General features: G+C 70.7%; 11 protein-coding genes. 2 read left to right on the plus strand and 9 right to left on the minus strand.

Annotated elements, in window-relative coordinates; translation table 11 throughout:
• Positions 1 to 16: 16 nt before the first annotated feature.
• Genes C1I89_RS10985 through C1I89_RS10995 form a run of 3 tightly spaced genes read right to left on the minus strand, consistent with a single transcriptional unit; the run spans position 17 to position 3458 of the window.
• Entirely contained in the window at positions 17 to 1210 is a 1194-nt protein-coding gene (locus C1I89_RS10985; RefSeq protein ID WP_102772760.1) for a thiolase family protein, read from the minus strand.
• Between the two features lie 26 nt (positions 1211 to 1236).
• Positions 1237 to 2274 carry an acyl-CoA dehydrogenase family protein gene (locus C1I89_RS10990; RefSeq protein WP_102772761.1) on the minus strand — a complete coding sequence of 346 codons (1038 nt, stop codon included), beginning with the start codon at positions 2272 to 2274 and terminating at the stop codon, positions 1237 to 1239.
• A gap of 29 nt (positions 2275 to 2303) precedes the next feature.
• Complete coding sequence (locus tag C1I89_RS10995; RefSeq protein WP_102772762.1) at positions 2304 to 3458, minus strand: acyl-CoA dehydrogenase family protein; 1155 nt, start codon at positions 3456 to 3458, stop codon at positions 2304 to 2306.
• Positions 3459 to 3645: 187 nt separating this feature from the next.
• Here C1I89_RS10995 and C1I89_RS11000 point away from each other — a divergent pair, with 187 nt between their 5' ends.
• The gene (locus C1I89_RS11000) at positions 3646 to 4563 is read left to right on the plus strand and encodes a LysR family transcriptional regulator (RefSeq protein ID WP_348639093.1); all 918 of its coding nucleotides are present in this window, start codon (positions 3646 to 3648) and stop codon (positions 4561 to 4563) included.
• Between the two features lie 10 nt (positions 4564 to 4573).
• On the opposite strand, the gene C1I89_RS11005 is transcribed toward C1I89_RS11000, so the two are convergent.
• The 6 genes from C1I89_RS11005 to C1I89_RS11030 form a co-directional block, all read right to left on the minus strand.
• The gene (locus C1I89_RS11005; RefSeq protein ID WP_102772764.1) at positions 4574 to 5545 is read right to left on the minus strand and encodes a Bug family tripartite tricarboxylate transporter substrate binding protein; all 972 of its coding nucleotides are present in this window, start codon (positions 5543 to 5545) and stop codon (positions 4574 to 4576) included.
• A 57-nt stretch (positions 5546 to 5602) separates the two neighbouring features.
• On the minus strand, positions 5603 to 6586 hold the full coding sequence (locus tag C1I89_RS11010) for a Bug family tripartite tricarboxylate transporter substrate binding protein (RefSeq protein WP_102772765.1): 984 nt from the start codon (positions 6584 to 6586) through the stop codon (positions 5603 to 5605).
• 37 nt (positions 6587 to 6623) lie between these two features.
• Complete coding sequence (locus C1I89_RS11015; RefSeq protein WP_102772766.1) at positions 6624 to 7409, minus strand: crotonase/enoyl-CoA hydratase family protein; 786 nt, start codon at positions 7407 to 7409, stop codon at positions 6624 to 6626.
• Complete coding sequence (locus tag C1I89_RS11020) at positions 7402 to 8616, minus strand: CaiB/BaiF CoA transferase family protein (RefSeq protein WP_102772767.1); 1215 nt, start codon at positions 8614 to 8616, stop codon at positions 7402 to 7404. The genes C1I89_RS11015 and C1I89_RS11020 overlap by 8 nt, the downstream gene beginning before the upstream one ends.
• A 158-nt stretch (positions 8617 to 8774) precedes the next feature.
• Positions 8775 to 9758, minus strand: coding sequence for a tripartite tricarboxylate transporter substrate binding protein (locus C1I89_RS11025; protein ID WP_102772768.1), 984 nt, complete (start codon positions 9756 to 9758; stop codon positions 8775 to 8777).
• 76 nt (positions 9759 to 9834) lie between these two features.
• Positions 9835 to 10839, minus strand: a complete 1005-nt coding sequence (locus C1I89_RS11030; RefSeq protein ID WP_111827109.1) for a LysR family transcriptional regulator — start codon at positions 10837 to 10839, stop codon at positions 9835 to 9837.
• 315 nt (positions 10840 to 11154) lie between these two features.
• On the opposite strand from C1I89_RS11030, the gene C1I89_RS11035 reads away from it, so the two are divergent.
• Complete coding sequence (locus tag C1I89_RS11035) at positions 11155 to 12072, plus strand: SDR family NAD(P)-dependent oxidoreductase (RefSeq protein ID WP_102772770.1); 918 nt, start codon at positions 11155 to 11157, stop codon at positions 12070 to 12072.
• Positions 12073 to 12077: the final 5 nt, after the last annotated feature.

Consider the following 12077-nt stretch of genomic DNA (forward strand, 5'->3'; position numbering starts at 1 on the left):
GCGGCGCGCCGCCGGATCAAAGCGTTTCGATGGCGATGGCTGTGGCCTCGCCGCCGCCCAGGCACAGGCAGGCCACACCGCGGCGCAGTCCGCGCCGCTGCAGCGAATGCAGCAGCGTGACGATGATGCGCGCGCCGGTCGCGCCCACCGGATGGCCCAGCGCACAGGCGCCGCCTTCGACGTTGACGCGTTCGGCCGCCAGGCCCAGTTCGCGCAGCGCGATCAGCGTGACCACGGCGAAGGCCTCGTTGATTTCGTACAGGTCGACCGAGTCGCGGCTCCAGCCGACGCGGTCGAGCAGACGCGAGATCGCGTGCACCGGCGCCGCCGGAAATTGCCCCGGCGGCAAGGCCGCCGCCGCATGGCCGACGATGCGCGCGCGCGGCGTCAGGCCCAGCGTCTGCGCGTGGCTCTGGCGGGTCAGCACCAGCGCGGCCGCGCCGTCCGATATGGACGAAGCGTTGCCGGCCGTGACCGTGCCGTCGGCGGTGAACACGGGCTTGAGGCTGGCCAGCCGCGACACGTCGCACTGGCCCGGGGTTTCGTCCTCGGCCACCAGTTCGCCCTGCGGCGCCCCGCGGCGCGGGCGCGCCGCCATCGGCGCGATCTCGGCGGCGAACGCGCCATGCGCGACGCTGTGCTGGGCGCGCAGCACGCTGCGCTCGGCATAGGCGTCCTGCTCGGCGCGGGTGAAGCCGTGCTCGCGCGCGGCCAGGTCGGCGTAATAGCCCATCAAGTGGCCTTCGTAGGCGTCCTGCAGGCCGTCGCGGTACATGTGGTCCAGCAGTTGCCCGTCGCCCAGGCGGTATCCCTGGCGCGCGCGCGGTATCAGGTGCGGCGCGTTGCTCATCGATTCCATGCCGCCGGCCAGCACCAGCTCGGCCGAACCGGCGCAAAGCATGTCATGGGCCAGCGTCACGGCCTTCATGCCCGAGCCGCACATCTTGCTGAGCGTGGTGGCCTGCACGGTGGTCGGCAGCCCCGCGCCCAGCACGGCCTGGCGCGCCGGCGCCTGGCCCAGGCCGGCGAACAGGCAGCAGCCCATCAGCGCCTCCTGGGCCGCATCCGCGGCCAGCCCGGCCTGGCGCATCGCGGCGGCCAGCGCATGGGCGCCGAGCTGGGGCGCGGTGTAGTGCGACAGCGCGCCCTGGAATGCGCCGATGGGAGTGCGCTGCGCGGCGACGATGACGACGGGATCGGGATGGGACATGGATGGGAACCTCGGTGTTGAAAGAATCAGGCGGCGATCGCGGCCATCATGCCGCGCACGAATTCCAGCAGGGTCCGGCTGTCGCTGGCCATCAGCCGGCGGCCGACCAGCTCGGCGCAATCGTCTTCGCTCATGCCGGCGGCGCGCCATTCGTGCAAGCGGGTGGTGTAGAGCCCCAGCGCGAGCTCTTCGGTGATGCCGATGGCGCCATGCACGGCGTGGGCGATGGCGCAGGCGACGGGTATCGCTTCGCATGCCCGCAGCCGGGCGCTGGCCGCGAGCGCGGCGTCAGGCAGCATGGCGCCGCTGGCGCAGGCCATGCGCGCCGCCATGGCGGCCGCGGCCGCCTGTTCGGCCAGCACGCTGATTTCCTGCTGGATGGCCTGGAAGCGTCCCAAAGGCCGGCCGAACTGCTGGCGCTCGCCCACGAAGGCGACGCAGCGGTCCAGCACCGCCTGCAGCGCGCCGGCGATGCCGGCCGCGTCGGCGGCGTTGCGCCAGGCCTGCACCGCCTCGTCCGGCAAGGCCACGCGGCCCAGGACGGCCGGCGACTCGCTCCAGGCGGGCGCGGCGCTGGCGCGTGGACGAAACAGTCCGGGCGCGGACACCGCCGGCGCGGCCACCAGCAGCAGTCCGCCGTCGCGTTGCACCAGCACGCTGCGCGCCAGCCCGGCGCCCGGCGTCTGGGCGCAGCGCAGGCCGCTGGGACCGGGCAGCGCCCGGGCCAGCGCGATCGGCCCTTCGGGCACGCGCTGGCCGGCGCTGCGCAACAGGGCGCGCGCCAGCATGGTGTCGGACAGCGGATACGGCAGCGCCGCCGCGCCCGCCGCCCGCCACAGGCCCTCGGCGTCGGCCAGCGACAGCCCCGCCCCGCCCAGGTCGGCCGGCGTCAGTGCGTCCACGTAGCCGAGCGCGTCGATCTCGCGCCAGGTGCGCGCGGCCACGCCTTGCGGGTCTGTCGCGTCGGCTGCGGCCTCGATCTCGCGCACGCGCTCCAGCGGGCACAGCCCGGCCAGTGCGCGCGAGAATTCGTCATACAGGTCTTGCTGGAGGGATTGCGGCATGCCATGTCCTCAGGGTCCGGGGCGGCGCGCTAGCGCAGGCCGAGTTCGCGCGCGATGATGCCGCGCAGGATGTGGCGGGTGCCGCCGCGCAACGAAAACGTCGGGTTGATGAACGTCAGGTAGGCCAGCGTGCGCGCCAGCACCTCGTCCGGCGCCGGACCGGCGCGCAGGGCCTGCCCTATCCATTCGGGTACGGCCTGCTCGAAGCCGGTGCCCAGGTCCTTGACCAGCACCGCCGCCAGGCCGGCGTCGGCGCCTTCGTTCAGGCGCCGCGTCACGGCCAGCGACATGGCGCGCAGCACCGCCAGGTTGGCGGCCAGGCGGCCCGCCAGGCGCACCTGCGCGGGCTCGGGCGCGCCGTTCGCGCGCAGGTGGGCGAGCCAGCCGTCTATCAGCACCATGCTGGAATAAATGCGTTCGGGGCCGCTGCGCTCTAGCGCCAGTTCCGCCGTGACCTGCGCCCAGCCGCTGCCTTCCTCGCCCACCAGCGCATCGGCCGGCAGGCGCACGTTGTCGAACAGGACTTCGCAGAAATGCGTGTCGCCGGTGATGTCGCGGATCGGGCGGATCTCGATGCCGGGCAGCGTCAGGTCGAAGATCATCTGCGACAGCCCGCGATGGCGGTCTTCGGGCGCGCCCGAGGTGCGCACCAGCGCGCACATGTAGTGCGAGCGATGGGCGTTGGTGGTCCAGATCTTGCGCCCGTTCAGCAGCCAGCCGCCGCCCTGCGGCGTGGCGCGGGTGCGCACGCTGGCCAGGTCCGAGCCGGTGTCGGGTTCGCTCATGCCGATGGCGAAAAAGGCTTCGCCCCGGATGATGCGCGGCAGATAGAAATCGCGCTGCGCCTGCGAGCCGTAGCGCAGGATCAGCGGCGCCGTCTGGCGGTCGGCGATCCAGTGCGCCGATACCGGCGCGCCGGCCGCCAGCAGTTCCTCGCTCAGCACGAAGCGCGCGTAGTTGCTGCGTTCGCCGCCGCCGTATGCGGCCGGCAGCGTCAGGCCCAGCCAGCCCTGGCGCGCCAGCGCGCGGCTGAACTCGGCGTCGTAGCCCATCCACGAGCGCGCGCGGCGGTCGGCCGGCATGTCGTGCAGCGCCTCGCGCAGGAAGGCGCGCACGCTGGCGCGCAGGGCCTCGTCCTGCGCGGGTATCGCGGCCAGTTGCAGTGCTTCGTCGATAGCGCCCAATGTGGTCCCCGCAGCGCGCGCCGCACGGCGCCGGCGCGCGCATTACCGTGATCGTAAAGTGCCGTGCAAGCCCGCTGCGCGCGGGCTTCATGGCAATCTACACGGGGCCTGCATCCCGGTCTAATATTAGATGTGGACCGGGCAATACATCATAAATATCGCGAGCCCGGCGCATCAGGAGACGCCCGTGGAGCTACGCCAGCTCAAGCAGTTGCTGGTCCTGTCCGAGACCCTCAATTTCCATCGCGCCGCCGAGCGCCTGCACATGGCGCAGCCGCCGCTGTCGACCGCCATCAAGAAGCTGGAGCAGGAACTCGGCGTGCAATTGTTCGAAAGGCTGCCGGCCGGCCTGCGGCCCACGCCGGCCGCCGAGGTCGTGCTGCGCTACGCGCGCACCACGCTCTACTACGCCGAGGAGATCCGGCGCGCGGCCAAGGAAGGCGCGAGCGGCGAACAGGGCGTGCTCAAGGTGGGCTTCGTCGGCTCGTCCACCTATTCGCTGATGCCGCAGCTGCTGTCGGCGTTCCGCAAGGAATTCCCGCGCGTGGACCTGATCATCGAGGAGTCCACCACCATCGATCTGCTGCGCCGGCTGGACGCGCACACGCTGGACGTGGCGCTGGTGCGCTTTCCGGTGCTCGAACCCACCGCGGCCCGCATCACGCTCTTGCAGCCGGACCATCTGATGCTGGCCGTGCCGGCCGACAGCCGCCATGCCGCCAGCGAGGACGTGGCGCTGCGCGACCTGGCCGACGAGCCCTTCATCGGCTATTCGCGCACGCACGTGCCCGGCATGCACGCGCTGGTCATGTATGCGTTCCAGCAGGCCGGCGTGGTGCCGCGCATCGCCCAGGAGGCGATCCAGGTGCAGACCATACTGAGCCTGGTGGAAAGCGGGCTGGGCGTGGCCATCGTGCCGGCGGTGGCCCGCCGCCAGGCCGGCAGCAAGGTGCGGCTGGTGCCGGTTTCGCAACTGGCCGACACCATCAAAGTGGGCATCGCGCTGGCCGTGCACCCGGACAACGCCACCGCGACCAGCGCCAATTTCGTGGACATGGCCTGCCGGCTGATGCGTGCCGGGCCGCCAGCCGCGGCGGCGGCCTGAGCCGGTCCGGCTATTCCTGCTGGATGTTGGCCAGCTTGGCGATGCGCCGCATGGATTCGAGTTCTTCCTTCTGGAAGCTCGCCAGCGTCTCGGGGCCGCCGACGAACGACTCGCCGCCCAGGCCGGCCATGAAGGCCCGGCCCGCGTCGCTGCGCACCAGCGCCTGGACCGCCTCGGACATGCGCGCGACGATGGCGGGATCGACCTTGGCGGGAAAGAACACGGCCGTCCAGGCGTAGGCTTCGTAGCCCTTGGTGCCGGCCTCCTGCATGGTGGGCACGTCAGGCAGGTCTTTGATGCGCTGCGCGCTGGTCACGGCCAGCGGCCTGAGCTTGCCGCCGCGGATCAGCGGCAGGGCCGCGCTGACGTCGGCAAGGCTGTACTGCACCACGCCGCCGGCCAGGTCGGCCAGCGCGGCGGAGGTGCCCTTGTACGGCACGTGCGTGGCCTTGATGCCGTTCTGCTCGTGGAAAAGTTCCAGCACCACCTGATAGGTGGCGGTACCGCTGGCGAAGTTGAGCTGCCCCGGCGCCTTCCTGGCGGCGGCCACCAGTTCGGCCACGCTGCGGTACGGCGAATTGGCCGGAACCACCAGCACCATCGGAAAGCGCGCGATCGGCGCCACCGGCGAGAAGTCCTTGATCGCGTCGTACGGCAGGCTCTTGAATACGGCCGCGTTGGTCGTCATGGGCGAGTTGCTGGCCACGAACATGGTGTAGCCGTCGGGAGCCGCGCCCGCCACCGCCTGGGCGGCGATGAAACTGTTGGCGCCCGGCCGGTTCTCGACGATGAAGGGCTGGCCGAACTTGTCGGCCAGATGCTTGGACAGGAAGCGCGCGGTGGTGTCGGCGCCGCTGCCCGGCGGCAGCGAGACGACGATCTTCACCGGATGCGAGGGGTAATCGGCTGCGGCGCGGGCGTTGCCGCCCAGCGCCAGCGCGGCGCCGAGCAATCCCGAAATGGCCAGGGTCCTGATGTTCATGCTTGTCTCCGCAAGACTGTTCCATTGGCGAGCCCGGCGCGCGCCGGGCCGACATATTCATTCGGGCTGTATGCCCGCCATCCTGACCGCGTCGCCCCAGCGCCGCACCTCCTGCCCCAGATATGCCTGGAACTCAGCCGGCGAGGAACTGCGCAGGTCCACGCCCTGGGCCGTGAACGGGCCGGCGATGGCGGGGTCGCGCACGGCCTCGGCCAGCGCCTGGTTCAGGCGCAGGATCGCGGGCTGCGGCGTGGCGGCCGGCGCCAGCACGCCCTGCCAGGTGTTCATGGTCAGGTCCTTCAGGCCCGCTTCCCGCAGCGTCGGCACTTGCGGCAGCGCCGCCGAGCGCTGCGCGCCGGTCACGGCCAGCGCCTTGACGCGGCCGTCGCGGATATAGGGCAGCGCCGAGCTTATCGCGTCCACCATGAACTGCACCTGCCCGCCCAGCATCGCCACCATGGCCGGATTGGTGCCCTTGAACGGAATCCCGACGGCGCGCGTGCCGGTGGCGTGCAGGAACAGCGCCACGCTCAGATGGGTGATGTTGCCGACCCCGCCCGTGCCATAGCTGAGCGCATCCGGCCTGGCCTTGAGGTAGGCGATGAACTCGGCCGTATTCGCCGCAGGCAGATTCCGCGTCGTCATCAGCACCAGGGGGATCGAGGCCGTCAGCGCTACGGGCGCGAAATCGCGCAGCGGATCGTAGGGCAGCTGGCGGTACAGCGCCGGGCTGATCGCCAGGCCGGACGAGTGGTACAGCAAGGTGTAGCCGTCGGGCCTGGCGCGCGCCACGCTTTCGCCGGCGATATTGCCGCTGGCCCCGGTCTTGTTCTCCACGATCACGGGCTGGCCGAGCTGGCGCGCCACGTGCTGCGCGACCGCCCGGGCCAGCACGTCGGTCGGTCCGCCCGCGGCGTAAGGCAGGATCAGGCGCAGCGGCTGCGCCGGCCAGGACGAATCGGCGGCCCGGACGGCGCGCGCCAGCGGCAGGCCGGCCAGCGCGCCCATGGCCGCCAGCAGTCTTCTTCTCCTCGTGTGCATCGGTTTTCTCCTTGTCTCCTGGTTGTCGTCATCGGCTTCAGGCGCGCGCCTTGTCCAGGTACCCGTCCAACGCGCGCGCATGCTCCTGCGTATGGTGGGCCAGCGCCTGGAAGCCGGCCGACAATTCCAGCAGCGTATCCAGCCGCGTGTGCTGCCCCTCGCGCAACAGGCGCTTGGTCAGCCGCAGCGCGTGGCCCGAGTGCTGCGCGATCTCCTGCGCCAGCGCCATCGCGGCCGGCAGCAGCGCTTCCCCGGCCAGCACTTGCGACACCAGCCCCATCTGCAAAGCCTGCGCGGCGTCGACGCTGCGGCCGGTGAAGGCCATTTCGCAGGCGCGCGACATGCCGACGGCGCGCGGCAGCAGCCACGCCCCGCCGTCGCCCGGCGTCAGGCCGAGCTTGACGAAGCTCTCGGCGAAGCGCGCCTGCTCCGCGGCCAGGCGGATATCGCACATGCAGGCCAGGTCGCAGCCGGCGCCGATGGCCGGCCCGTTGACCGCCGCGATGGTCGGCACTTCCAGGTTGCACAGCGCCAGCGGCACGCGCTGTATGCCGTCGCGGTAGGCCTGGCGGCTACGCACCGGCTCGCCCAGGCCGGCGCCGACCGTGGCGTCCAGGGTCTTGAGATTGCCGCCCGAGGAAAACACGCCGTGCGATCCGGTAAGCACCACGGCGCGCACCGACATGTCGGCGTTGACCTCGGCGCACACGTCCACCAGCGCGTCCACCGCGTCGGCGTCGGACAGCGCGTTGCGCGTGGCCTGCCGGTCCATGGTCAGCAGCAGCACCGCGCCGTGCCGTTCGCGTTTCAGGAAATCACTCATGTTCCGCTCCCGCCTCCACGGTCACGCCGTCGCGCAGCAGCGCGTCTATGTCTTCGTCCCGGTAGCCCGCCTCCTTCAGCACTTCCACGCTGTGCTCGCCCAGCCGCGGCGCCGGCCGCGACGGATCGGGCGGCGTGCCGGACCAGCGCGAGGGCACCGCCATCATGCGCAGCTTGCCCTCGCTGGGATGGTCGACCGTGTTGAAGAAGCCGATCGCCTCCAGCTGCGGATCGCGCAGCAGCGACTCCACGCTGTGCATGGGCATGGCCGGAATATCCGCGGCCTCGAACGCCGCCAGCCAGTCCGCGGTGCTGCGGGTGGCGATCGCGTCCGCCACCAGCCGGTAGAGTTCGTGGATGTGCTGGGTGCGGGCGCCGATGTCGCGCAGCCGCGGATCGGTCTCCATGCGGCCCGGCTGGCCGATCAGCTCGAAGAAGGCCGCCCACTGCTTGTCGGCGTACAGCAGCACGCAGATGTGGCCGTCCAGCGTGGCGTAGGGCCGGCGTTCGGCGTTCAGTATCCGCGGATAGCCTGGCGGCCCCAGCGGCGGCTCGAAGGAATGGCCCGCCATGTGGTCGCCCAGGATCAGCTGCGCCATGGTTTCGAACATGGGCACGTCGATGGCCTGGCCGCGCCCGGTGCGCGCGCGATGGTAGAGCCCGGCGCTTACCGCGTTGGCCGCGCTGATGCCGACGATGCGGTCGGCAATGGCGCTGGGCGCGTAGCGCGGCGTTTCGCTGCCGGCCTGCACCGACAGCGCGGGTATGCCCACCGCGCCCTGGATCAAATCGTCGTAGGCGCCGCGCGCCGCGTACGGGCCGCGCTGGTCGTAGCCGTAGACGCCCACGTACAGGATGGCGGGATTGGCGCGCGCCACCGCTTCGTACGACAGCCCGAGGCGCGCCATGGCCTGCGGCCGCACGTTGTAGATCAGCACGTCGCAGGTCGCCGCCAGCCTGAGCAGCGCCTCGCGGCCGGCCGGGCGCTTGAGGTCCAGCACGATGCTGCGCTTGCTGCGGTTGGCGTGCAGGAAAATCCCGCCCATGCCGCGGTGGCGCGCCGGGCCGATGCCGCGCACGCTGTCGCCGCCCGGCGCCTCGACCTTGATCACGTCCGCGCCCAGGTCCCCCAGTATCTGCGTGGCGTAAGGCCCCATCAGCACCGCGGTGACGTCGAGGATGCGGACTCCTTGCAGCGGCCCGTTCATGCGCCGCTCCCGCGGCGCCCTGGCGCCCGGCCCATCCCTGCTACCCACATGGCCCCTCCCTTTTCAGAATGCCTTGCCGGATATCCTAGGGAAGAACCACACACGCCGGAAATACTATATTTGGGTCGGCCGATACATCGAAGATATTGGCTGCGCGCTCACCGCGGCACGGCGCCGATCTGGCGCGCCAGATCGGCGTAGCGCACGCCCTCGGCGCGGATCAGTTCGGCGAAGGCCTGGCTGCCCGTGCCCACCACCTCGCCGCCGCTTTGCTGCGCCAGCTGCGCGCGCAGCGCCGGGTCGTCCATCACCCGCAGCATCATGTCCTCCAGCTTGCTCGCCACGGGCGCCGGCGTGCCGGCGCGGATCGCGAAACCGATGAACACATAGAGCGAATAGCCCGGATAGCCGGCTTCCTGCACGGTGGCCACGTCCGGCAGCAATGGATGGCGCCGGTCGCCGGCCACCGCCAGCGCCCGTATCTTGCCCGAGGCCACCAGCGGCGCGGCCCCGGCGATGTCTATCAGCGCCAGGTCCACCGAACCGCCCACCACGTCGGCCACCGCCTGCGCCGCGCCCTTGTACGGCACCTGGTTGAAGTCCACCCCGGCCCGCCTGGCGAGGTCCAGCGCGCCCAGGCGATAGGTGTTGCCGTAGGTGCCCAGGCTGACGCCGCCCTTGTCGCGTCTGGCCGCCTCGACCACGTCGCCCAGCGTCTTGTACGGCGAAGCCGCCGACGCCACCAGCACGGCGACGTGGCGGGTCACGTTGAGCACGGGATACAGGTCCTGCGGACGATACGGCAGGTCTTTCACGAACAGCGGATTGATCACCGTGGCGCTGGGGCTGATCAGCACCACGGTATAGCCGTCGGCGGGCTCGTTGAGCGCCACCTGGGTTCCCAGCGACAGTTCCGCGCCGGGCCGGTTCTCGACCAGGATGGCCTGGCCCGCGGTCTTGCGCAGGTATTCGGCGAAGGTGCGCGTCATGGTGTCGCCGCTGCTGCCGGGACCGATCGGCACGATGAAGCGGACCGGACGCGACGGATAGGCGTCCGCCTCGGCCGCGGCGGCGGGCGTCGAAGCAAACAGCGCGAGGCAGGCGAGCACGGCGGCGCGCCACGCGGTTCTGGCAACGGACATGGTTGGGTCTCCTCGGGTTCTTGGAGCCTGTCACGATAGCCACAAGAATCCCGCCGTGCCATGCCGGAACCGGGGATCAGCTATGCATGGTCTGAACAGCCGTCTGCCAGGCCGCGGCCCAGCGCGCCTCGCGCCGCTGCGCGGCCTGCTGCAGCCGCACGAAGTGTTCTTCCAGCACCGTCACCAGGCAGCGCTCGACCGCCAGGCTGGCGCGGTTGATGCGGTGCTTGGCGCCGGTGGCGCAGAAGGTGTGCAGCGTCAGCGCCGGCTCGACGATGCGCGAGATGGCGAGGTCGCCCTCGTCCAGATAGTCCTCGATGCGATGCACCTGCGTGATGGCGTAGCGGTGGCAGCGGCGCACCACCTCGCGGATCATGGCGCCCGAGTTGATCTCCAGTTCGGCGCTGAGATCCAGCTGCATGTCGCGGGTGCGTTCGCGCACCACCGCCTCGACGGGATTGGGCGAAGGCGGCATCACGATGGACAGCCCGTTCAGCGCGGCCAGCGGCACGGTGGGCGCGCGCAGCAGCGGAGAATCGCGCCGGCCCAGCAGCACCAGGTCGGACGAGAACAGGCGCCGCGCCTGTCCGGGCGGCTCGGCGTGGGCGCTGTTGAAGACGCCGATGTCCAGCTTGCCGGCGGCCAGCCGGTCCATCACGTCGCGGCTGTAGCTTTCGTGTATGACCAGATGGATGCGCGGGTACTGCGTGGATATCCGGTTGACCAGCATCGACACCGGGCCTTCGGCGGCCCAGCGCGGCAGCGCGATCTCGACGGTGCCGGAGGGCTGCTCGTTGGTGGAGGCCGCCAGTTCCAGGAAACCGGTGGCGCCGTCGAGCAGTTCCTGGGCCACCGGCAGCAGGGCCACGCCCAGTTCGGTCAGCAGCACGCCGCGGCCGGTGCGGTTGAACAGGCGCGCGCCCAGTTGCTCCTCCAGCTCCAGCACCCGGCGGCTGAGCATGGACTGCGAGCAGCCCCGCAACACCGCCGCCTGCGAAAAGCTGCCCGACTCCGCGGTGGCCACGAAAGCGGACACGTTCTCGATCTTCAGCTCATCGGCTGCACGGACTACCAGCTTCACTTTCTGTCTCCTGTACGGACGGAAAAGCCTGCGTCGTGATTTTTTTCCGATCATATCAGGGCGTATCCGGCGCGCCGCGCCTGCTGCGTTGCGGCATGCGCGCGGCCATGGCGGCGCGCGGCTATGGCGGATCGGGGTCAACCCGCAGGGCTGCGCAATCCCCGCTTGCTGCCGCGCAGCACGGCCGCGCGGGCCGAGCATTGCCGATCCTGCATACCTGCCATCCGCTGCGCGTGGTTACCCGGCCGCCATGCCGTGCCTACAGTTCTCGCATCCCGTTTCTGCTTGAACGGTTCAACCTGCCGAGGAGACAAAATGGCTGGAGTACTTGAAGGAAAAGTCGTGCTGGTGACCGGCGCCGGTCGCGGCGTGGGCCGGGAGATCGCCTTGCTGGCGGCGCGCCAGGGCGCCGCGGTGGTGGTCAACGATCTGGGCGGCAGCCCCAATGGCGACGGCGAGGGCACGCTCGACCCGGCCGCCGAAGTGGTGGCGGCGATCCGCGAGCAGGGCGGACGCGCCGTGGCCAACGGCGAAAGCGTGTCCGATCCGGACGCCGCGCAGCGCATGGTGCAGGCGGCCATCGACAACTTCGGCAGGCTCGACGGCGTGGTCAACAACGCCGGCATCCTGCGCGACCGCATGTTCCACAAGATGAGCCACGTCGACTGGCAGCAGGTGCTGGACGTGCACCTGCAGGGCACCTACAACGTCAGCCGCGCGGCGGCCGCGATGTTCCGCGAACAGCAGTCCGGCGCCTATGTGCACATGACCTCGGCCGCCGGCCTGGTGGGCAATATCGGCCAGGCCAATTACTCGGCGGCCAAGCTGGGCATCGTCGGCATCTCGCGCTCGATCGCGCTGGAGATGGCGCGCTGCAACGTGCGCTCGAACTGCGTGTCGCCGTGGGCCTGGAGCCGGCTGATCGGCACCCTGCCCGACGAGACCGAAGAACAGAAGCGGCGGCTCGAGCGCTTCAAGCAGATGACCGCCGACAAGATCGCGCCCATGGTCGTCTACCTGCTGTCGGACCTTGCCAAGGACGTGAGCGGCCAGATCTTCGGCGTGCGCAAGAACGAAATCATGCTGTTCAGCCAGCCGCGTCCGCTGCGCAGCGTGCATCGCTCCGAAGGCTGGACGGTGGAGGCCATCGCCGAGCATGCGATTCCCGCCATGCAGACCAGCCTGGTGCCGCTGGAAAGCGCGCGCGAGGCGTTCGCCTGGACTCCGGTATGAGGCCC

Source organism: Achromobacter pulmonis (genome assembly GCF_002885955.2).
Classification (GTDB): Bacteria; Pseudomonadota; Gammaproteobacteria; order Burkholderiales; family Burkholderiaceae_B; genus Achromobacter; species Achromobacter pulmonis_A.

What these genes read in the sequence shown, in the direction of transcription:
- C1I89_RS10985 (WP_102772760.1), bottom strand. Translation starts at nt 1,210, where the DNA reads ATGTCCCATCCCGATCCCGTCGTCATCGTCGCCGCGCAGCGCACTCCC.
- C1I89_RS10990 (WP_102772761.1), bottom strand. Translation starts at nt 2,274, where the DNA reads ATGCCGCAATCCCTCCAGCAAGACCTGTATGACGAATTCTCGCGCGCA.
- C1I89_RS11005 (WP_102772764.1), bottom strand. Translation starts at nt 5,545, where the DNA reads ATGAACATCAGGACCCTGGCCATTTCGGGATTGCTCGGCGCCGCGCTG.
- C1I89_RS11010 (WP_102772765.1), bottom strand. Translation starts at nt 6,586, where the DNA reads ATGCACACGAGGAGAAGAAGACTGCTGGCGGCCATGGGCGCGCTGGCC.
- C1I89_RS11015 (WP_102772766.1), bottom strand. Translation starts at nt 7,409, where the DNA reads ATGAGTGATTTCCTGAAACGCGAACGGCACGGCGCGGTGCTGCTGCTG.
- C1I89_RS11020 (WP_102772767.1), bottom strand. Translation starts at nt 8,616, where the DNA reads ATGAACGGGCCGCTGCAAGGAGTCCGCATCCTCGACGTCACCGCGGTG.
- C1I89_RS11025 (WP_102772768.1), bottom strand. Translation starts at nt 9,758, where the DNA reads ATGTCCGTTGCCAGAACCGCGTGGCGCGCCGCCGTGCTCGCCTGCCTC.
- C1I89_RS11035 (WP_102772770.1), top strand. Translation starts at nt 11,155, where the DNA reads ATGGCTGGAGTACTTGAAGGAAAAGTCGTGCTGGTGACCGGCGCCGGT.